General features: G+C 63.9%; 11 protein-coding genes. 9 read left to right on the plus strand and 2 right to left on the minus strand.

Annotated features, from left to right (window positions below; translation table 11 throughout):
- The first annotated feature begins 138 nt into the window (after positions 1-138).
- From MST27_RS06990 to MST27_RS07010, 5 genes are all read left to right on the plus strand, one after another.
- Entirely contained in the window at positions 139-1866 is a 1728-nt protein-coding gene (locus MST27_RS06990) for an autotransporter assembly complex protein TamA (RefSeq protein ID WP_243605283.1), read from the plus strand.
- On the plus strand, positions 1863-5549 hold the full coding sequence (locus MST27_RS06995) for a translocation/assembly module TamB domain-containing protein (RefSeq protein WP_243605284.1): 3687 nt from the start codon (positions 1863-1865) through the stop codon (positions 5547-5549). Before MST27_RS06990 ends, MST27_RS06995 begins: the two co-directional genes overlap by 4 nt.
- 417 nt (positions 5550-5966) lie before the next feature.
- Positions 5967-7319 (plus strand): alanine/glycine:cation symporter family protein, encoded by a 1353-nt coding sequence (locus MST27_RS07000; RefSeq protein ID WP_243605285.1) that lies wholly within the window; start codon positions 5967-5969, stop codon positions 7317-7319.
- Positions 7320-7366: 47 nt separating this feature from the next.
- On the plus strand, positions 7367-7867 hold the full coding sequence (gene tpx, locus MST27_RS07005; protein WP_243605286.1) for a thiol peroxidase: 501 nt from the start codon (positions 7367-7369) through the stop codon (positions 7865-7867).
- Between the two features lie 296 nt (positions 7868-8163).
- Positions 8164-9342, plus strand: coding sequence for an NAD(P)-dependent oxidoreductase (locus MST27_RS07010; protein WP_243605393.1), 1179 nt, complete (start codon positions 8164-8166; stop codon positions 9340-9342).
- 88 nt (positions 9343-9430) lie between these two features.
- Here MST27_RS07010 and murJ read toward each other — a convergent pair whose 3' ends face one another.
- Entirely contained in the window at positions 9431-10897 is a 1467-nt protein-coding gene (gene murJ / locus MST27_RS07015) for a murein biosynthesis integral membrane protein MurJ (RefSeq protein WP_243605287.1), read from the minus strand.
- A gap of 265 nt (positions 10898-11162) precedes the next feature.
- Between murJ and MST27_RS07020 the strand changes: the two genes are divergently transcribed.
- From MST27_RS07020 to MST27_RS07035, 4 genes are all read left to right on the plus strand, one after another.
- On the plus strand, positions 11163-12431 hold the full coding sequence (locus tag MST27_RS07020) for an MdtA/MuxA family multidrug efflux RND transporter periplasmic adaptor subunit (protein WP_243605288.1): 1269 nt from the start codon (positions 11163-11165) through the stop codon (positions 12429-12431).
- Positions 12428-15508 carry an MdtB/MuxB family multidrug efflux RND transporter permease subunit gene (locus MST27_RS07025; protein ID WP_243605289.1) on the plus strand — a complete coding sequence of 1027 codons (3081 nt, stop codon included), beginning with the start codon at positions 12428-12430 and terminating at the stop codon, positions 15506-15508. The genes MST27_RS07020 and MST27_RS07025 overlap by 4 nt, the downstream gene beginning before the upstream one ends.
- A 109-nt stretch (positions 15509-15617) precedes the next feature.
- Positions 15618-18722, plus strand: a complete 3105-nt coding sequence (locus tag MST27_RS07030; RefSeq protein ID WP_243605290.1) for an efflux RND transporter permease subunit — start codon at positions 15618-15620, stop codon at positions 18720-18722.
- Positions 18719-20185 carry an efflux transporter outer membrane subunit gene (locus MST27_RS07035; RefSeq protein WP_275973113.1) on the plus strand — a complete coding sequence of 489 codons (1467 nt, stop codon included), beginning with the start codon at positions 18719-18721 and terminating at the stop codon, positions 20183-20185. Before MST27_RS07030 ends, MST27_RS07035 begins: the two co-directional genes overlap by 4 nt.
- A gap of 54 nt (positions 20186-20239) precedes the next feature.
- On the opposite strand, the gene MST27_RS07040 is transcribed toward MST27_RS07035, so the two are convergent.
- Positions 20240-21232, minus strand: a complete 993-nt coding sequence (locus MST27_RS07040; protein ID WP_243605395.1) for a TRAP transporter substrate-binding protein — start codon at positions 21230-21232, stop codon at positions 20240-20242.
- Between the last annotated feature and the right edge of the window lie 94 nt (positions 21233-21326).

Below are 21326 nucleotides of genomic sequence, written 5' to 3' on the forward strand. Positions count from 1 at the left end.
ATTTTGCTGCGGCCGGGCAGTCGAAGCGCTGGGTGAGCGATGAAGTCTGTCTATGCGTTGGGTGATGCTGTCCCTGCTGTGCAATGCGTTTCGATGTGGCGCCGAAGGCCGGTGCGTATCGTGCTAGCATCGCTCGCCATGTCTATTTCCCTGTGCCGCCGTGTGATTCCGGCTGGCCTCGCTGTTCTGCTCGTTTCTCCGGCTTTCGCGGCGGAGCTCGATGTCGATGTCCAGCCGTCCAACAATGCGCTGCGCGAGAACGTCGAGAACTACATCGGTGATCTCGGCGATCGTAGCGAGCAGGAATTGCTGCGCTACAGCCGTATTGCCCGCGACCAGGCCGAGAAAGCGCTGCAGGCCCTGGGCCACTACAACAGCACCATCGAAACCGAAGTCATCGACGGCGACACCCCCCGTCTGCAGCTGCGCATATCGCCGGGCGAGCCGGTGCGGCTGCGCGACGTCACCCTGCGGGTGGAGGGCCCGGCCTCGCAGCTCGAAGCGTTTCGGGTGCCGCGCAATCGCCTCAAATCGGGCGCCGTGCTCAACCACGGCAACTACGAGAGTGCCAAGCAGCAGATTCTGAATCAGGCGTCGCGCTACGGCTTTTTTGATGGCCGATTCGTCAGCCAGCGGCTGGCGGTCGACCCAGCGCAGAACGTGGCCGACGTGGAACTGGTATTCGAGAGCGGCCCACGTTATGTGCTTGGCGAGGTTCGCTTCGAGGGCGATTCGCCGTTCGACCCGGACTTGCTTGCGCGCATGGTGCCGTTCGAAGCAGGGACGCCCTATGACTCGGAGCTGGTCGCCGAGCTCAACCAGGCGATGCTGTCGAGCGGGTATTTCGAAGGTGTACGCGTCGACGCGAACCCGTCCAGGGCGGATGCGCAGCGCATTCCCGTCGCCGTGCTGCTGACCACACGCGACCCGAGAACCCTCGGACTCGGCCTTGGATTTTCCACCGACGTCGGGCCGCGCATGCGCTTCGATTTCCTGCGCCACTGGGTCAACCCGCAAGGGCACAGCTACGGTATCGAGTCCGAAATCTCGGCGCCGCGTCAGAACATCGGGCTCTGGTACGACGTGCCGCTCGATCCGCCGCTGACCGACAAGCTGCGTTACGCCGCTGGCTACCAGTACGAGCAGATCGCCGACGACGACAGCCTGAGCCAACTGCTGACCGTCGGGCCGGAATGGCACCGCAAGCTACCGAGCGGGTGGCAGCGGGTCTGGTCGCTCAAGTGGCGTCACGAGCAATACGAGCTGGGCGATGACACTGGCACCAGTACCTTGCTGATGCCGGGCGTGGCCTACAGCTTCCTGCGTAGCGACAACCGCATCAATCCGAACCGCGGCTATCGCCTGGAATTCGAGGTCGCGGCTGCTAAAAAGGGCTTGCTGTCGGATGCCGATGTGGTCCATGCCAATGCGACGGTCAAGGGTCTGACGACCCTGGCGGACCGACACCGTTTTCTTGGGCGTGTACAGGTCGGCGGCAACTGGACGGATGAATACACCAACGTGCCGCCTTCGCTGCGCTATTTCGCCGGTGGCGACCAGAGCGTGCGCGGTTACGACTATCAGAGTCTGTCGCCTACCAACTCCGATGGCGACCGCATCGGCGGGCGCTACCAGCTCGCCGTCAGCGCCGAGTATCAGTATTCCGTCACTGAACAGTGGCGTGTGGCGACCTTCGTCGATCAGGGCAACGCGTTCAACTCGCTGGACTTCCCATCGCTCAAGAGCAGCGTCGGCCTGGGTGTGCGCTGGGTTTCGCCGGTTGGCCCGATACGCGTCGATCTTGCCCATCCGCTCGATGGGAACGGCGGTGTACGGCTGCACTTTTCCATGGGGCCCGAGTTGTGAGACGCGGCGCTCGGATACTGGGCTGGGTGCTGCTGGCGGTTGTCGCGCTGATCCTGCTCGTGGTGCTCGCCCTCGGAGGCGTGCTCGGCACGGCTGCGGGCAGCCGCTGGGCGCTGGGCAAGATACCGGGGCTTGAGCTCGAGGCCTTTGACGGACGCCTCGCCGGTCGTTGGCAGGCCGAGCGTTTGCTCTGGGAGCAGGACGGCCGGCGGGTCGAGATCGTCGAACCGCGGATGGACTGGTCGCCGTCGTGTCTGTTGCGCCGCACGCTGTGCATCGACGAACTGGTCACCGGTGACATCGATGTGCGCATGCCGCCCAGCCCTGAGGAGCCGAACGACGAGCCCCTTCAGTTACCCGACCTGAAGCTGCCGCTGGAACTGCGCATCGGGCGGGTCGAGGTGGGCCGGGTGCAGTTCAATGGTACCGAACAACTGCAGGGCCTGACGCTGCGTGCCGACTGGCGACGCGACGGGCTGGACATCGGCGCGCTGCAGGTTCACCGAGCCGACCTGGACGCCGACCTGTCAGGGCGGCTCGAACCCGAGGGCGACTGGCCCCTGGACCTGGGTGGCACCGTCGCCCTGCGCTCTCCGGGCGAGCAGCCCTGGGCGCTGATGCTTCGGGCAACCGGCGAGCTGCGTGAGCACCTGATGCTCGATATCCAGAGCCAAGGCTACCTGCAGGTGCGTGTCAGCGGTCGGATCCGGCCGCTGGAAGAGGATTTGCCGGCAAACCTGCTGCTCGTCATCGAAGACTTCAAGGCCAGCCCCGAGCTGCCGGAGGCCTTGCGCCTGCAAAGGTTGGAGCTGACTGCCGAGGGTGATCTGCAGCAGGGCTACCGGCTAGCGGGTGAGGGCGCCGTGCAGGGCGAGGGCGGGGCAGTCGGGCTCCGTCTGCGCGGGACGGTCGACGCCGAGCAGGCACGAGTCGACCAATTGCTGCTCGATGCCGGCAATGAGCGGACCGTCACCCTCCAAGGCGATCTGGGCTGGACGGACGGCCTACAGGCCGATGCCGAGCTGGCCTGGCGGGACTTCCCCTGGCGCCGGCTCTACCCGGATGCGGAGGAGCCACCCGTTGCCTTGCGTCGGCTAGATGCCCAGCTGCAATACGACGATGGCAACTACCTCGGCAATTTCGATGCGGGCCTGGCGGGCCCCTCCGGTGATTTCAGCCTGCGCAGCCCGATCAGCGGCAATCTCGAAGTGCTGCACCTGCCACAGCTCGAGTTGGTTGCGGGCCAGGGACGCGCCGAGGGAAACCTGAGTATCGGCTTTGTCGATGGCATCGACTGGGATACCAGGCTCAACCTGAGTGGCCTGGATCCGGCCTACTGGGTGGCCGAGTTGCCTGGCCAACTGGGCGGAACGCTCGTCAGTCAGGGTCGCCTGGGCGACGCGCTGCAAGCCCAGGCGCAGCTAGACATCGACGGCACGCTTCGTCGCCAACCCGTGACCTTGAAGCTCGATGCGAACGGGCAGGGCGACAACTGGGCGGTCCCCGAACTCGACCTGCGCCTGGGCGACAACCGCGTACAGGGTAGAGGCGCGCTGGGAGAGGCGTTGCAGGCCGATCTTGAGCTGAACTTGCCTCGCCTCGCCCAGTTGTGGCCCGACTTGGCCGGGCGCGCAGTGGGCACGCTGAGCCTGTCCGGTACGCTGGATGCGCCACGGGGCGAACTCCAACTCGATGGCAATGACCTGGCGCTGCAGGACAACCGACTGGCGCGACTGGAGGTGTCGGCGGGGCTGGACCAAGGCCAGCGAGGGCGCCTGGGCCTGGTCGCGACCGGCATACAGGCCGGAGAAACCGAGGTCGGCACGCTCAACCTCACCGCCGATGGCACCCTGGAGGCGCACACGGCAGCGCTCGACCTCACCGGACCGTTGGTGGACCTCGCGCTTGCACTCGACGGCGGTTTGCGCGGCGATGACTGGCGCGGACGGCTCGTCCAGGCTGAAGTGGAGGCCGAGGATCAGCGCTGGATGCTTCGCCAGCCCGCGACGCTCGAACGCCTGGCCAATGGCCGGATTACCTTCGGCGCGCATTGCTGGGCGTCTGGCCAGGCGTCGCTCTGCGCCGAAGAGCAGCGCCTTGCTCCCGACCCACGGCTGCGCTACCAACTGCGCGATTTCCCCCTGGACTCGCTCGCCCGCTACCTGCCCGACAACCTGCTCTGGCAGGGCGAGGTCAACGCCGATCTTGCCATCGACCTGCCAGCCGCCGGCCCCACGGGCAGTGTTCGAGTGGATGCCGGGCCGGGAACATTGCGGATCCGCGAGGGCGAGCGCTGGCTCGACTTTCCGTACTCGACCCTCGAACTGACGAGTGATCTCGCGCCAGCGCAAATCGATAGTCGCTTGCGTTTCGAAGGCGGGCAGCTCGGCTCGCTGGACATGTCTCTGCAGATCGATCCGGCTGGCGAGGAGAAGCCCATAGCCGGGGAGTTCCGGTTGCGCGAGCTCGACCTGTCGGTTGCCCGGCCCTTCATCCCTCAGGTCGATCGCTTCGACGGGCAGCTCAATGGAACGGGCAGCCTGTCAGGCACGTTGTCCAAGCCTCAGGTGACCGGCGAGCTGAACCTGAGCGACGGCGAGATCGCCGGAAGTGAATTGCCGGTCAGCTTCGAGCAACTCCAGGTGCGGGCGCTGATCGATGGTGAGCAGCTGCGGCTGGACGGCAACTGGCGCAGCGGCGAACAGGGGCGTGGCGAGATAGGCGGCGACGTCGCCTGGGGCGACGAGCTGGATCTCGACATTCGGGTCAGCGGCAGCCGATTGCCCGTCGTGGTCGAGCCCTATGCCGAACTCGAGGTTGAGCCGGACCTTCGCCTGCAGCTGGCTGAAGACCAGCTGGCGGTGATCGGTAACGTCAGGGTGCCTCGAGGCGAGATCACGGTGCGCGAGCTACCGCCTTCCACTGTCACGGTGTCGAACGACGCGGTGATCGTCGGCGAGGAGGCCGAGGAAGCGGCGACACCGCTGGCCATGCGCATGGATGTCCGGGTCGAGGTTGGACAGGACAGGCTGCGCTTCTCCGGCTTCGGCCTGACGGCTGACCTCGCCGGGTATCTGCACATCGGCGACGATCTCGACACCCGCGGCGAGCTGAACCTGAACAACGGTCGCTACCGCGCCTACGGCCAGCGTCTGAACATACGTCGGGCGCGCCTGCTGTTCACGGGCGTGCTGTCGCAACCCTATCTTGATATCGAAGCGATCCGCCGGATCGAGGCGGACAACGTCATCGCGGGCCTACGCATCACCGGCAGCGCCGAACAGCCGAGAGTGGACGTCTTCTCCGAGCCTGCGATGAGCCAGGAGCAGGCGTTGTCCTATCTGGTACTGGGCCGGCCGTTGGGGGCGGACTCGGGCGACAACAACATGCTCGCCCAGGCCGCGCTCGGACTTGGCCTGGCCGGCAGTGCCTCGGTGACGGGCAATGTTGCGCAGCGATTGGGCATCCAGGACTTCCAGCTCGACACCGAAGGCAGCGGCAATGACACCAGTGTGGTCGCCAGTGGCCGACTCACCGATCGCCTGACGCTCCGTTATGGCGTCGGGGTGTTCGAGCCGGCCAATACCATTGCACTGCGCTACCAGCTGACCAAGCGCATCTTCCTGGAAGCGGCTAGCGGCCTGGCCAGTTCGCTGGACATCTTCTACCGCCGCAACTTCTGACCCAGACGTCGCGTTCGACCGAAATTATCTTCGAATCGCGCTGGCAAGCCGGCATCGCTCGGCTACGCTGAGCAGCTTACGTAACCGGCAACCTGCACTGCCGCGGTGCGTGACTCCCGAGTCGTTTGCTGGCTTCAGGGACGAGCCGCTGGCTCGTCATTCGGGCTGGCGCCAAGTGCGCACGGTGGTGGTAGGATCGCTGGGTCGCTCCTTGCAAGGCAGTTGCTGCCTGGCTCTAACTCGGGCCATGCAGGCTGCCGGCTGCGGCGTCACATGAGGTGGCGTCGTTGCCGGGCCGTTTGCGTGCGTTTGCGCTTGTGGCGTTCGATTGGCTGGATTCGATTGACTAGAGGTACACAGGTGGCACGCGGCCCGCATGGGCAAGGATGTCTAACATAACGAATAAGGGTGCCTTGAATGGAATTCCTGCAGAACCTCGTCAATAGCGTCAATGGGCTCGTCTGGGGCCCGCCCATGCTGGTGCTGATCCTCGGCACCGGCCTGTTCCTCATGGTCATGCTCAAGTTCATGCCGCTGGTGCGAATCGGTACCGGTTTTGCAATGATCTGGCGCGGACGCGCCAAGGGCGACGAGACGACGGGCGAGATCAGCCCGTTTCAGGCATTGATGACCTGCCTGGCGGCGACCGTGGGTACGGGTAACATCGCCGGCGTCGCCACGGCCATCTTCCTCGGTGGCCCGGGCGCGCTGTTCTGGATGTGGTGTACCGCGCTGGTCGGTATGGCGACCAAGTACTGCGAGGTCGTACTGGCGGTTCACTACCGTGAAAAGGATGATCGCGGCGAGCATGTCGGGGGCCCGATGTACGCCATCAAGAACGGTCTCGGCAAGCGCTGGCTGTGGCTGGGCGGGGCCTTTGCGATCTTCGGCGGGCTGGCTGGCTTCGGCATCGGCAACATGGTGCAGGTCAACAGCATGGCCCTTGCCCTGCAGGCGACGTTTTCCGTTCCGCTCTGGGTCACTGGCCTAGTCACCATGCTGTTCGTCGGTCTCGTGATCCTGGGTGGCATCAAGCGCATCGGCAAGGTGGCTGCGGCACTGGTGCCCTTCATGTGCGTGGCGTACATCATCGCCGGCATCGTGGTGCTGGTGGTTAACGCGGCCAGCATCCCGACGGCATTCGGCCTGATCTTCACCCACGCCTTTACACCCATCGCAGCCACCGGCGGGTTCGCTGGTGCGGCAGTGATGGCCGCCATTCGGTTCGGTGTCGCTCGCGGCATCTTCTCGAACGAGGCAGGTCTGGGAACCGCGGGTATCGCCCAGGCGGCCGGTACCACGCAGAGCTCGGTGCGTTCAGGCCTGATCGGCATGATGGGGACCTTCATCGATACCATCATTATCTGCACCATTACGGGGCTTGCGATCATCTGCTCGGGTGTCTGGACCAGCGGCGAAAGCGGCGCCGCATTGTCTGCTGCCGCGTTCGAACAGGCGATGCCGGGTGTTGGGGGCGCGCTGCTGACCATCGCGCTGGTGGTGTTCGCCTTCACTACCATTCTTGGATGGAGCTATTTCGGCGAGCGCTGCTGGGAGTTCCTGGTCGGCACCAAGGCCGTCTGGCCGTTCCGTGTGATCTGGGTCGTCGCGGTGCCCTTCGGTGCGATTGCCCATCTCGATTTCGCCTGGCTGCTCGCCGACACACTCAATGGTCTGATGGCGATCCCCAACCTGGTGTCGCTGTTGCTCTTGAGCCCGGTGGTAGTCAAGCTGACCCGAGAATACTTCGCCCGCACTCACGCGGCCTGATCAACCTGGCCACGGGTAACCTCGTGGCCGCAACCGGAGGAGTTCACATGACAGAAGTCACGCTACGCGGCAACCCGATCAAGATTGCCGGCACGTTTCCCGCCAAAGGGGAAAAGGCCAAACCCTTCAGCCTGGTCAATGGCGACCTGGCCGATGTGGGGCTCGATGCCTACGCCGGCAAGCGCAAGGTGCTGAATATTTTTCCCAGTATCGACACGCCGACTTGCGCCACCTCCGTTCGCAAATTCAATGCGCAAGCCAGCGATCTGGCCAACACCGTGGTGTTGTGCATCTCTGCTGACCTGCCGTTCGCGCAGAAACGCTTTTGCGGTGCCGAGGGTCTGGAAAACGTGGTCAACCTGTCGACGATGCGTGGTCGCGAGTTTCTTGAGAGCTACGGCGTGCTGATCGCAACGGGTCCGTTGGCCGGTGTATCGGCGCGTGCGGTGATCGTGCTCGACGAAAACGACCAGGTCCTGCACAGTCAGTTGGTCGCTGAAATCGGTACCGAACCGGACTACGACGCCGCATTGGCGGTGCTTAAGTAAAGCTTCATAGGGGAGCGGTGCAACGCCGCTTCCCTGGTCGGGTTTTGTTGGCGGCGGATTTCCCTCCTATCCCATCGCCTCGCTAGTTAATCGCAATTGGCTCCATGTCAGGTCACCCCTTAGGTTTGATCGGGCTAGGGTGCGACGCAGTGCCTATAACCGAGTGGCGATAGGCCAGTTTCTTCTCGGCTACCTAAATTTTTCGAAGCCGGCGCGGTCCTAGTCTTGGTTGCCCCTCGAATGGATTCACTATGCATAACTCGAACATCAAGAAGATCGGTGTATCCGGCACGGGCATGATCGCCCACTGCTTCATCCGTCTGATCAAGCAGCATTACCAGGACATGGATATCTCTCATGTCCTCACTCGTCGACCGCTTAACACGCTTGGCGATTTTCCCTTACCCGAATGCCTGACGAATTCCATCGATGAGCTGGTCGCCGGCGCCGACCTGATCGTGGAATGCAGCGGCGATGTTTTCCACGGGACGGAGGTCATCGAGCGCGCCTTCGAGGCCGGGCTACCGGTCGTCACCATCAATGCCGAACTGCAGGTGACGACGGGCTCGTACCTGGCTGGCAAGGGTTTCATTACCGAGGCTGAGGGCGACCAACCCGGCTCGCTGGCGGCCCTGCACGAAGAAGCCCTGATGATGGGCTTCAAGCCGCTGGTCTACGGCAACATGAAGGGCTACCTGAACCATGACCCATCGCCCGAAGACATGGCGTACTGGGCCAAGCGCCAGGGCATCAGCGTGGACCAGACGACGTCCTTCACCGACGGCACCAAGGTGCAGATCGAGCAAGTGGTCGTTGGAAATGGACTCGGGGCGACCATCACGCGGCAAGGTCTCGAAGGGCTGGCTTCCACCAACCTGAACGAGACGGGTAATCTGCTCGGGCTGATGGCGGAGCGAGTCGGCCAGCCGCTCGTTGACTATGTGATTCCCGCGGGCTACCCCGCCGGCGGGGTATTCCTGGTTTGCCAGCATGACGAGAACCAACAGGCGGCGTTGGAGTATTTCAAGCTCGGCCCCGGCCCGTTCTACACACTGGTTCGCCCGTTTCACCTGTGCTCGCTGGAGGTTGGCAAGACGGTGCGCCGCGTGCTCAACGGGGGCGGTGTGCTGCTCAACAATTCGACGACTCCAACGCTCGGCGTCGGCGCGATCGCCAAGCGTGCAATGCGGGCGGGTGAGCTGATCGAACGCGGCATCGGCGGTTTCCAGTTCCGCGGCGAGGCGGTCAGGCTCGATGACGAGCCGGACCATGTCCCGATCGGCCTGCTGCGCAAGACCGCGCTGAAACGCGCTGTCGAGCCGGGCCAGCTGATCACGTTCGACGATGTCGACATCCTGCCCAGCCGCGCGCTGGATATCGTCATGACACAGCGCGCCGTCCGCATTGGAGCATCCGCTCCGGTTCAGCCTCAAGGCGCACCCGATGCCCTCGGAATGGTGGCGATCGGCGGCTGAGCGACACAGCGCGACCTGAGCGAGCAGTGTTCAGCCACCGCATCCTTTCTATTGCGGTAGCAGCCCCTGTCTCGTTGCGCGCTCCCGATCAGGCTCTGCGCATCGACCAGTAGCTGGGCTTGAACAGGTCGCGCTCGCCGAGCACCAGCACACCCACGGCGAACGCCGCGAGCACCAAGGCAATGTAAAGGCAGAGTTGCAGCAGCCCGTGTGGGGCAGGCGCCCAGTGCAGGGCGGCGAATACCGCAGCCGCTGTCGCCACCCAACGTAGCAGCACGCCTGCTGCGATACCGGCAGGCGAGGCGCGGCGTACATAAAGCCCCATGAAAGTCGCTTGCAGAATCGCCCCTGCAGTGAAGGCGAGCGCCAGCCCTTCGGCGCCATAGCTCCGGTAGAGCAATGCGTCGAGCCCCACCGTCAATGCCGAACTGATCAGCGTGATGGCCAGGAACAGCCGCGCCTGATGCTGCGCCAGCAAGACTCGGCCCCACAACAGCGCCAGGCCTTGCGCGGGAAGACCCGCAGCGTAGATCACGACGAGCGAAGCGGTCGCGACGGTTTGGCTGGCGCCGAACTGCCCGCGCTCCAGCAGCACCGAAACCACGGTTTGTGGAAAGGAGCAGAGGGCGACGCTTGCCGGAACCAGGAACAGCAGGGTCGCGAGCAGCCCTTTGCGAACCAGGGCCGCATGCTCGGTATGATTGGTGTCGCTCCAGCTCGAGACGAACCGCGGGAACAGTACCGACAGCACGGACATGGCGTAGAGCGTCAGCGGAATGGTGACGATCCGAAACGCAAAGGACAGCATCGTGATGCTGCCCTCTTCGAGAAAGGAGGCGAACATCCGTTCGGCGAGGATGCAGCCCTGCTGGGCACCAGCCGCCACCAGTACCGGGGCGAAGGCGAGACCAAAGCTGCCGGCGTGGCCGTGCGTCTCGACAGTCCTACCGCCACGCAGGTAGTGGATGCGCCGATGCTGGAGGACGATCAGCGCTAGCTGTGGAAGGAGCATGCCGATAAAAATCACCATGCCCCTCGGCTCGAACAGCAGGATTCCGATGATGGCCCCGGCGTTGAGCAACACGGTGCGCGTCATCGGCATGATGAAAATCTCGTCCATGTTCAGCAATGCGCCTTGGCAGTAGAGCACTGCCTGCACCGCGACGAGCAGCGCGCCGACGCAGAACACCAGCTGGCCCGCCGACACCTGCGCGTCTGACCAGCCCGGTGCCAGGAGATTGAGTAGCCAGTAACTGGTGAGAATGGCCAGCCCGCTGGTGCCGATGCCGATCAGGGTTACGCGCCAGTAGAGCCATCGGCCAACCGTTTCGAACAAGGCTTGGGATTGACTGCGTAATCGCTGCAGATAGGGAATCATCGCGTCGCGCAGGGCGAGGCCGAGGAAGTTTTCAAAGAACAGCGGCAGGATGAGCGCAACGAATATAAGGTCCGCTTCCCAGCTCAGACCGAAGGCCCGGGCGATGAACAGGTCGCGTAGAAAACCGAGTAGAAAGCTGGCGACAGTCAACGCCAGGATGACCAGTGATGCATTCATTCCTTGATCCTGTGCAGGCCGGGGATGTCAGGCCTGGTAAAGCGGAGCGTGTGCTCGTGCGCCGGCACCGGGACAGTTCCTTGGTCGCTAGCCGGCTGCGCCGGCGAACGTTACATAGACTGAAAGGCCTTGGCATGGTTCCAGGCGCTTGCGCACCGGTCTGGGCGATCTGTCACGTGTCGATACGTAAAAATGCCGTAAATCCACTTTGCGAGCGACGCGCCACTGCTTATGGTTCACGCTCTTTTTCAGGCGAACCGAATTCATGTCAGAGGCAAGCACTTCTTCGGCGTCCGTGCGGCGTTGGTTGATCGTGGGACTGGTGCTCATCGCGATCGTCGTTCTGGTCTGGTGGATGTGGCCCAGCGCTGCGGAGCAGCCTCAGCAGGGCGCGCGCGGTCGCCCCGGGTTCGGCGCGTTCGGTGGTGCTACGCCGGTGCGTGTCGCGACGGTGGAGCAAGGGACTTTCGAGGTCTATGAAAAGGCGCTCGGAACCGTCACGCCGCTTAATACCGTGAACGTACGCAGTCGGGTCGCTGGCGAGCTGGTAGACGTGAAATTCGAAGAAGGCCAGCGTGTCTCGGAAGGCGACCTGCTTGCGGTCATCGATCCGCGCCCTTATGAGGTGGCACTGCAGCAGGCGGAAGGCACGTTGCGCCAGAACCAGGCGCTGTTGAAGAACGCGCAGGTCGACCTGGAGCGTTACCGTGGGCTGTTCGATCACGACAGCATCGCCAAGCAGACCCTCGATACCCAGCAAGCGCTGGTCAATCAGTACCAGGGCACCATTGCGACCAACCTGGCGGCCGTCAACGAGGCGAAGCTGAACCTGGCCTTCACGCAAATCCGAGCGCCCATCGATGGTCGGGTCGGTTTGCGGCAGTTGGACAAGGGCAACCTGGTCAGCGCCAATGACACGACGCCACTGGTGGTGATCACCCAGACCCAGCCGATGGCGATTACCTTCACCCTGCCCGAAGGTCAGTTGACACCCGTGCTCACACGCTTTCGTCGCGGAGAGCCCCTCGCGGTGCAGGCCTGGGATCGTGGCGAGCGGGTGCTTTTCGGCGAGGGCGTGCTGGAGAGCCTCGACAACCAGATCGACGCAACGACCGGTACCCTGAAGCTCAAGGCGCGTTTCGACAACGAGGCGGAACTGCTGATCCCCAACCAGTTCGTCAACGTGCGCCTGCGCGTGGAAACGCTCGATAACGCCGTGCTCATGCCGTCGGCCGCCTTGCAGTTCGGTTCCCGCGGCAATTTTGCCTATGTCGTGGGAGACGATTCGAAAGTTGCGCTGCGCCTCGTCGAGGTCGGGCCGAGCGATGGCGAAAAGGTGGTGATCACCAGCGGCCTGACGGCAGGCGATCGGGTAGTCATGGAAGGGACCGACCGCCTGCGCGATGGTGCCGAGGTCGAAGTGGTCGACCGCGAACAGCTCGAGCGCCAGGCCGCAGAGAACCCGAAGGTCGAAACGCAGGGAAGTGAGGAGGGCCGGCGGCAGGACCAAGGCCAGGGGCGCCCGTCGCGATGAATATTTCGCGGTTGTTCATCCTGCGGCCGGTCGCGACCACGCTGACCATGGTCGCGATTTTCCTGGCCGGCCTGATTGCCTACCGGCTGCTACCGGTTGCGGCCTTGCCTCAGGTGGACTACCCGACCATCCGCGTCATGACGCTTTACCCAGGGGCCAGCCCGGAGGTCATGACCAGCGCCGTGACGGCACCGCTCGAGCGCCAGTTCGGTCAGATGCCCGGGCTGACGCAGATGTCGTCGACCAGCTCTGGTGGCGCCTCGGTCATTACCCTGCGATTTTCGCTTGAGGTCGAACTGGATGTTGCCGAGCAGGAAGTCCAGGCGGCCATCAACGCGGCGGACAACCTGTTGCCCAGCGACCTGCCGGCCCCCCCTGTCTACAACAAGGTCAATCCGGCCGATACGCCGGTCATGACCTTGGCCGTGACATCCGAAGGTCTCGCCCTGCCGCAACTGCATGACCTGGTCGACACGCGCATGGCGCAGAAGCTTGCCCAGATCAGCGGCGTCGGCATGGTCAGCATCGCCGGCGGGCAACGACCGGCAGTGCGCATCCAGGTCAATCCCGAGGCGCTGGCTTCCTATGGGCTGTCGCTGGCCGACGTCCGATCCCTGGTGACCAGCTCCAACGTGAACCAGCCAAAGGGCAATTTCGACGGCCCGACGCGGGTCTCGATGCTCGATGCCAACGACCAGCTCAAGACGCCTGAAGAGTATGCCGAGCTGATCCTGGCGTACCAGGATGGCGCCGCGTTGCGGTTGAAGGATGTCGCGCAGATCAGTGCGGGCGCGGAAAACGAGCGGCTCGCTGCCTGGGCGAACCAGAGTCAGGCTGTTCTGCTCAACATCCAGCGCCAGCCAGGTGCGAACGTCATCGAGGTGGTGGAGCGCATCCAGGCGTTGCTGCCCGAAGTCCAGGCCAGCATGCCGGCAGGCCTGGACGTGGTGGTACTGACCGACCGAACCCAGACCATCCGAGCAGCGGTAACTGACGTCCAGCACGAATTGATGCTGGCCACGGTGCTGGTCGTATTGGTCACTTTTCTGTTCCTCAAGAAATTCTCGGCCACGATTATCCCGTCGATCGCGGTGCCGCTGTCGCTCGTCGGCACCTTTGCGGTCATGTACCTGGCTGGCTTTTCGCTGAACAACCTCACGCTGATGGCGCTGACCATCGCGACCGGCTTCGTCGTCGATGACGCCATCGTCATGCTGGAAAACATCGCACGCCACGTGGAAGAGGGCGAGACACCGCTGCAGGCGGCGCTCAAGGGTGCCAGGCAGATCGGCTTCACACTGATCTCGCTGACGCTGTCGTTGATCGCGGTACTGATCCCGCTGCTGTTCATGCAGGACGTGGTGGGGCGGTTGTTCCGCGAGTTCGCCATCACGCTGGCCGTGGCGATCCTGATCTCGCTGGTGGTGTCGCTGACGTTGACGCCCATGATGTGCGCCAAGCTGCTCAAGCCAGCCTCCAAGGACGAGACCAGGCCGGATTGGGTGGAGCGCCTGATCGGCGGCTACTCGCGCTGGCTGACCTGGGTGCTGCGGCACCAGACGCTGACGCTGCTCGTCGCGGTCGGTACGCTGGCCTTGACCGTGGTGCTCTATTTGGCCGTGCCCAAGGGCTTCTTTCCGGTGCAGGACACCGGCGCAATCCAGGGAATCAGCGAGGCGCCGCAGTCCATTTCCTTCCGTGAGATGAGCGTCAGGCAGCAATCATTGGCTGACGTGATCCTGGCCGATCCGGCGGTCGAGAGCCTGTCCTCCTACATAGGGGTGGACGGTGACAACGTGACCCTCAACAGCGGCCGACTGCTGATCAAGCTCAAACCGCACGCCGAGCGTGACGTCACCGCCAGCGAGGTCATCGATCGGCTGCGGCCCGAGCTGGCACGGCTACCGGGCATCGAGCTGTACATGCAGCCCGTGCAGGATCTGTCGATCGAGGACCGGGTGAGCCGCACCCAGTTCCAGTTCAGTCTGGAGTCGCCCGATATCACATTGTTGCAGGAGTGGACGCCTCGGCTGGTCGAAGCCTTGCGCGATCAGCCTGAACTGACCGACGTAGCCAGCGACCTGCAGAGTGACGGCCTGCAGATCTACCTCGACATCGACCGAGACGCGGCCGCGCGGCTTGGCATCGAGGTATCGGCCATCACCGATGCACTTTACGATGCCTTCGGCCAGCGACAGATCTCGACCATCTTCACCCAGGCCAGCCAGTATCGGGTGGTGCTGGAGGCTGAGGCGGCCAACCGGCTTGGTGCGCAGGCGCTCGAACAGATTTTCGTCCAGAGCGAGGGCGGTACGCCTGTCAGGCTGTCGAGCCTGGCGACGCTGCAGCAACGCAACGCGCCGTTGCTGATCAACCACATCGGGCAGTTCCCGGCGGTCACTCTGTCGTTCAACCTGGCCGATGGCGTCTCGCTGGGGCATGCGGTGGAGGTGATCGAACGCGTCGAACAGGAAATCGGCCTGCCAGCCGGCATCCAGACCCGTTTCCAGGGCGCTGCCGAGGCCTTCCGCGCGTCGCTGTCGAGTACGCTGCTGCTGATTCTGGCGGCCGTGGTGACCATGTACATCGTGCTCGGAGTGCTCTACGAGAGCTACATCCACCCGATCACCATCCTCTCGACGCTGCCCTCGGCAGCGGTAGGCGCCTTGCTGGCGTTGCTGCTGACAGGCAACGATCTGGGACTGATCGCGATCATCGGCATCATCCTGCTGATCGGCATCGTGAAGAAGAACGCGATCATGATGATCGACTTCGCCCTCGAGGCTGAGCGCAACCAGGGCATGAGCCCGGCGGATGCCATCTATCGCGCCGCCTTGTTGCGCTTCCGCCCGATCCTCATGACCACCATGGCCGCGCTCTTCGGCGCCATTCCGCTGATGCTGGCCTCGGGCTCCGGGGCCGAGCTTCGGCAGCCGTTGGGTCTGGTACTGGTCGGCGGGCTGCTGCTGAGCCAGCTGCTGACGCTGTTCACCACCCCGGTGATCTACTTGTTTTTTGATCGGTTGGGGAATCGGTTTGCCCGTAAGGGCGCAGTGGAGCAGGAGGCGAGCGCATGACCGCGTCGAAAAAGCGCCGGAGACAGGGGACCGAACGAAACGCCGAAAGCCGCCACCTCTGCTGCCGTCATCCAGCCTTTAGCCAGTGGCTTCCAGCGGCCTCAGCGCGATGAACCTGTCCGCCCCTTTCATAGCCCGCCCCGTGGCGACGATGTTGCTGAGCCTGGCGATCCTCTTGCTCGGCGGCGTCAGCTTCGGGTTATTGCCGGTATCGCCGCTACCGAACATGGACTTTCCGGTCATCACCGTGCAGGCGAGCCTGCCCGGGGCCAGTCCGGAAATCATGGCTTCGAGCGTCGCGACACCGCTCGAGCGCTCGCTGGGCAGCATTGCCGGGGTCAGCCAGATGAGCAGTCGCAGCAGCCAGGGGACGACGCGGATCATCATCCAGTTCGACCTGGAGCGCGACATCAATGGCGCGGCCCGGGACGTGCAGGCAGCGATCAATGCCGCGCGCAACCTGCTGCCGAGCGGCATGCGCAGCATGCCCACCTATCGCAAGATCAACCCGGCCCAGGCGCCGATCATGGTCCTGTCGCTGACATCCGACGTGCTCGACAAGGGGCAGCTTTACGACATCGGCTCGACGATCCTGGCGCAGAAGCTCTCACAGGTACCAGGTGTCGGCGAAGTGCAGGTCGGTGGCAGCTCCTTGCCGGCCGTCCGCGTCGAGCTTCAGCCGCAGCAGCTGGAGCAATATGGCGTCGCCCTGGACGAGGTACGTCAGACAATCGCTTCGGCGAACGTACGCCGCCCCAAGGGGATGGTCGAGGACGATCACCGGCACTGGCAGGTACAGGCCAGCGACCAGCTGCACGAGGCAGCGGATTATCTGCCGTTGATCATCCGCTACCAGGACGGCGCGGCGTTGCGGTTGCGCGACGTCGCCAAGGTCACCGATGCCGTGGAGGACCGCTACAACGACGGTTTCTTCAACAACGAGCGGGCCGTGCTGCTGGTCATCAACCGTCAGGCCGGCGCCAACATCATCGAAACCATCGAGGGCATCCGCAACGAACTGCCGGCGCTTCAGGCGATCGTGCCAGGCAGCGTCAAGATGAACGTGGCCATGGACCGCTCACCGGTGATCCGCGCGACCCTGCACGAGGCGGAGCGAACCCTGCTGATTGCCGTGGGCCTGGTGGTGCTGCTGGTATTCCTGTTCCTCGGTCGGCTGCGCTCGGCGCTGATTCCGGCGCTGGCGGTCCCGGTGTCGCTGGTCGGCACCTTCGCCGTGATGTACCTGTTCGGCTTCTCGCTCAACGTATTGTCGTTGATGGCGATGATCCTCGCGGCGGGGTTGGTGGTCGACGATGCGATCGTGGTGCTGGAGAACATTGCCCGGCACATCGACGAGGGCGTGCCGCCGATGCGTGCCGCCTATATCGGCACCCGAGAGGTCGGTTTCACCTTGCTGTCGATGAACCTGTCGCTGGTGGTGGTGTTCATCTCGATCCTGTTCATGGGCGGCATCGTCGAACGGCTGTTTCGTGAGTTTTCCATCACCCTGGCGGCGGCGATCCTGGTGTCGTTGCTGGTTTCGCTCACGCTCACACCGATGCTCTGCGCACGCTGGCTGAAGCCGCACCAGCCCGAGAAAGATGGCCGCTTGCAGCGCTGGAGCCACGATGCGCACCAGTGGTTGCTGCGTCATTACGACCGCTCGCTGAGCTGGGCGCTACGTCACCGCCGTATCACGCTGCTCAGCCTGCTGGCGACCATCGGGCTCAACGTCTTTCTGTACATCGAGGTGCCGAAGACCTTCCTGCCGCAGCAGGACACCGGTCAGCTGACCGGTTTCATCCGCGGCGACGATGGCCTTTCGTTCCAGGTCATGCAGCCAAAGATGGAGACCTACCGCAAAGCGGTGCTGGCCGATCCGGCGGTGGAGAGCGTGGCGGGGTTCATCGGCGGGCAGGGTGGAATCAACAATGCTTTCATGATCGTGCGGCTCAAGCCGCTGGCTGAACGCAAGATTTCCGCACAGAAGGTCATCGAGCGCATTCGCGAGAACCAGCCCAAGGTGCCCGGCGGCCGAATGTTCCTGATGGCCGACCAGGACCTGCAGTTCGGCGGCGGTCGCCAGAGCAGTTCGGCCTATTCCTATACGCTGTTGGCCAGCGACCTGGCCGACCTGCGCACCTGGGTCCCGCAGGTCACCCGCGCGCTGATGGCGCTGCCGGAGCTGACGAGTATCGATGCCAACGAAGGCGAGGGTGCTCAGCAGATTAGCCTCAAGGTCGACCGCGATGCGGCGAAACGCCTGGGCGTCGACATGAGCACCGTCACGACGCTGCTCAACAATGCTTTCAGCCAGCGGCAGATCTCGACCATCTACGAGGCGCTCAACCAATACCGGGTCGTGATGGAAGTCGACCCGGCGTACGCCCAGCACCCCGAGGTGCTGGAGCAGGTTCACGTGGTGACCAGCGACGGGCGCCGTGTGCCGCTCGCCGCGTTCGCCCACTACGAGCGGAGCCTGGAGGAGGATGCGGTCAGCCACGACGGGCAGTTCGCCGCGGAAAACATCGATTTCGACCTCGCGCCGGGCGTCAGCCTCGACCAGGCCACGCTGGCTATCGAGCGCGCGATCGCCGCCATTGGCATGCCCAGCGAGGTGCAGGGGCGCCTGGGTGGCACCGGCAGCGCCTTCCAGAGCACGCAGGACAGCCAGCCGCTGATGATCCTGGGCGCTCTGGTTCTCGTGTACATCGTGCTCGGCATTCTCTACGAGAGCTACATCCATCCTCTGACGATCCTCTCGACCCTGCCCTCGGCAGGTGTCGGCGCCTTGCTGGCGATCATCCTGACGCGCGAGCAGTTCAGCCTGATCTCGCTGCTCGGCCTGTTCCTGCTCATCGGGGTGGTGAAAAAGAATGCAATCCTGATGATCGACCTGGCCCTGCAGTTCGAGCGCAATGACGGCCTGTCGCCGGCCGAATCGATCCGCCGTTCCTGCCTGCTGCGCTTCCGGCCCATCCTGATGACGACCATGGCTGCGATCCTCGGCGCCACGCCACTCCTGCTCGATGGAGCCGAAGGTGCGGAGATGCGCCAGCCGCTGGGCCTGACCATCATTGGCGGCCTGGTGCTCAGCCAGATCCTCACGCTCTACACCACGCCCGTGGTCTATCTGTACCTCGACCGCGCACGTCACCGTTTCAACCGCTGGCGAGGTGTGCGCACCGATGCCGCCCTGGAAAACCCGCTATGACCGCTTCGCGCTTCAATTTCACCCTGCGTCCCCTGGCCGTGCTGGTCATGGGGCTTACCCTGGGCGCCTGCACGCTCGGGCCCGACTATCAGCGTCCGGCCGTACCCATTGCCAGCGAGTTCAAGCAGGCCGAGGGCTGGAAGATCGCCGTACCATCCGACGTCCAACAGCGTGGCGATTGGTGGACGCTCTACGGCGACGCTGAGCTCGACGCCCTGGTCGCACGCCTGAACGTGTCCAACCAGAACCTGGCGGCAGCCGAAGCGCAGTACCGCCAGGCTCGCGCGCTGGTGCGCGGTGCCCGCTCGCGACTCTTTCCGACCTTTGGCGCAGGCGCCAGTGCGACCCGGTCCGGTAGCGGCTCGGGCAGCAGTTCGACCGTCACGCAGAGCAGTGGCATCAGCGAGAACTACGATGCCGGCCTGGATGCGTCCTGGGAGCTGGACATCTGGGGGCGTCTGCGCCGTGGCCTCGAGGCCAACCGCGCAAACATGCAGGCCAGTGCCGCCGACCTTGCTGCTGTGCGCCTGAGCCTGCAGTCCGAGCTGGTGCAGACCTATCTGCAGCTGCGTGTCACGGACGAGCAGCAACGCCTGCTCGACCAGACGGTAGCGGCCTACGAGCGATCCCTGCGGCTCACCGAAAACCAGTACCGTGCCGGTATCGTGCCGCGGTCCGATGTGAGCCAGGCGTTGACGCAACTGCGCAGCACCCAGGCGCAGGCGCTCGACGTGCAATGGCAGCGTGCTCAGCTGGAGCACGCCATCGCCGTCCTGGTCGGCGTGCCGCCCTCGGAGCTGAACATCGCCGAGCGGGTCGACATTCCCCGGCTGCCGGAGGTGCCGGTGATCCTGCCATCGGAACTGCTCGAGCGTCGCCCCGACGTGGCAGCGGCTGAGCGGGATGTCATGGCCGCGAATGCGCAGATCGGGGTCGCCGAGGCCGCCTGGTATCCGGACCTGACGTTGAGCGCCAGTGGCGGCTATCGGAACAGCAGCTTCAGTGACCTGATCAGCGTACCGAATCGCTACTGGTCGTTGGGGCCGCAGCTGGCCGTCACGCTGCTGGACTTCGGTGCCCGCCGCGCGGATATGGAGCAGGCCGAAGCCGCCTACGACCAGACCGTGGCCAACTACCGGCAGACGGTGCTCGACAGTTTCCGCGAGGTCGAGGACTCGTTGGTTCAAATGCGCGTACTGGCACGAGAGGCCGTCGTCCAGCAGGAGGCATTGGACGCCGCTCAGGAGTCCCTGCGCCTGATCGAAAACCAGTATCGCGCCGGTACGGTCGACTTCCTGAGTGTCGTCACGGTGCAAACCACGGCGTTGAACAACGAACGGACCAATCTGACCTTGTTGGGTGACAGGCTGATCGCGAGCGTTCAGTTGATTGCCGCGTTGGGCGGAGGGTGGGACGAGGTGTCGCTGGAACAGGAGCCGGCGCTGCGGGCGCCTACGCCCTGATCGTGACAGGGGCAACGGCCCAGGAAATTCCTGGGCCGTATGGCAGGCGGGGTATCAGTTGCGCTGTTTGCGGTTGACCGTCTGCGCCGCTTTGATGATGTCGGCACCGATGTCGGATTCGAATTCCTTCCAGACGGGGCGCATGGCGTCGCGCCAGGCTTCGCGCTGCTCCGGGGTCAATTCGATGATTTCGCTGGTGCCTGCCTTGCGGATTCGCTCGCGGTCGGCTTGGTTGGCTTCCTCGGCAGCACGATTCACCTGATAGGTGACCTCTTCGATGATGCCCTCGAGCTGCGTCCGGATCTGATGCGGAATGGCGAACCAGAATTTGGTGTTGCTCACCAGCATGTAGTCCAGCACACCATGGTTCGTCTCGGTGATGTACGGCTGAACCGTATGCATCTTCTTGCTGTAAATATTCGACCAGGGGTTTTCAGCGCCCTGAACCGTTCCGTTCTGCAGAGCGGAGAAGGTTTCGGCGAACGCGATTTTCTTCGTCGAGGCACCCAGCTGGGCGAACTGCGACTCCAATACCCCGGAAGGCTGAATGCGGAAGGCGAGGCCACTCGCATCGTTTGGCATGCGCAGCGCTTTGGTCGCCGAGAGTTGCTTCATCCCGTTGTGCCAATAGGCCAGACCGGTGATGCCTTGCTTCTCCATCGACAGCAGCAGCTGACGGCCTTTGGCGCGTTTCTGGAAGCGATCGACCGAAGCGAGGTCGTCAAACAGGAAGGGGAGGTCAAAGACCTGCAATTGCTTGGTGTACTGCTCGAACTTGGCCAGCGAGGGCGCAAGTAGCTGGACCTCGTTCTTGGCCAGGGCATCCAGTTCGTCGGCGTCGCCGAAGAGCGTGGAGTTGGGGTAGACCTCGACGGTGACCTGACCTGGCAGGCGTTCCTCGACCAGTTTCTTGAACAACAGGGCGCCTTGGCCTTTGGGCGTGCTCTCGGCGACGACGTGAGAAAACTTGATGACGATGGGTTCAGCTTCGACCGCGGTCGCGGTGAGGGCCAGCACAAGTCCGGCCAGGGTGATGATCGGCTTGATCATGGAGGGCTCTTTGTTCTTGATCGGTTGGCATGACATCCGAATCGGATGCGATTGAGCTTCCGCGACGTTATGCCAAATAAGCCGCATCACA

Source organism: Stutzerimonas marianensis (assembly GCF_022810315.1).
Taxonomy (GTDB): domain Bacteria; phylum Pseudomonadota; class Gammaproteobacteria; order Pseudomonadales; family Pseudomonadaceae; genus Stutzerimonas; species Stutzerimonas marianensis.

Coding starts and splice junctions, on each gene's coding strand:
- MST27_RS06990 (WP_243605283.1), top strand. CDS start 139: ATGTCTATTTCCCTGTGCCGCCGTGTGATTCCGGCTGGCCTCGCTGTT.
- MST27_RS07000 (WP_243605285.1), top strand. CDS start 5,967: ATGGAATTCCTGCAGAACCTCGTCAATAGCGTCAATGGGCTCGTCTGG.
- tpx (WP_243605286.1), top strand. CDS start 7,367: ATGACAGAAGTCACGCTACGCGGCAACCCGATCAAGATTGCCGGCACG.
- MST27_RS07010 (WP_243605393.1), top strand. CDS start 8,164: ATGATCGCCCACTGCTTCATCCGTCTGATCAAGCAGCATTACCAGGAC.
- murJ (WP_243605287.1), bottom strand. CDS start 10,897: ATGAATGCATCACTGGTCATCCTGGCGTTGACTGTCGCCAGCTTTCTA.
- MST27_RS07020 (WP_243605288.1), top strand. CDS start 11,163: ATGTCAGAGGCAAGCACTTCTTCGGCGTCCGTGCGGCGTTGGTTGATC.
- MST27_RS07025 (WP_243605289.1), top strand. CDS start 12,428: ATGAATATTTCGCGGTTGTTCATCCTGCGGCCGGTCGCGACCACGCTG.
- MST27_RS07030 (WP_243605290.1), top strand. CDS start 15,618: ATGAACCTGTCCGCCCCTTTCATAGCCCGCCCCGTGGCGACGATGTTG.
- MST27_RS07035 (WP_275973113.1), top strand. CDS start 18,719: ATGACCGCTTCGCGCTTCAATTTCACCCTGCGTCCCCTGGCCGTGCTG.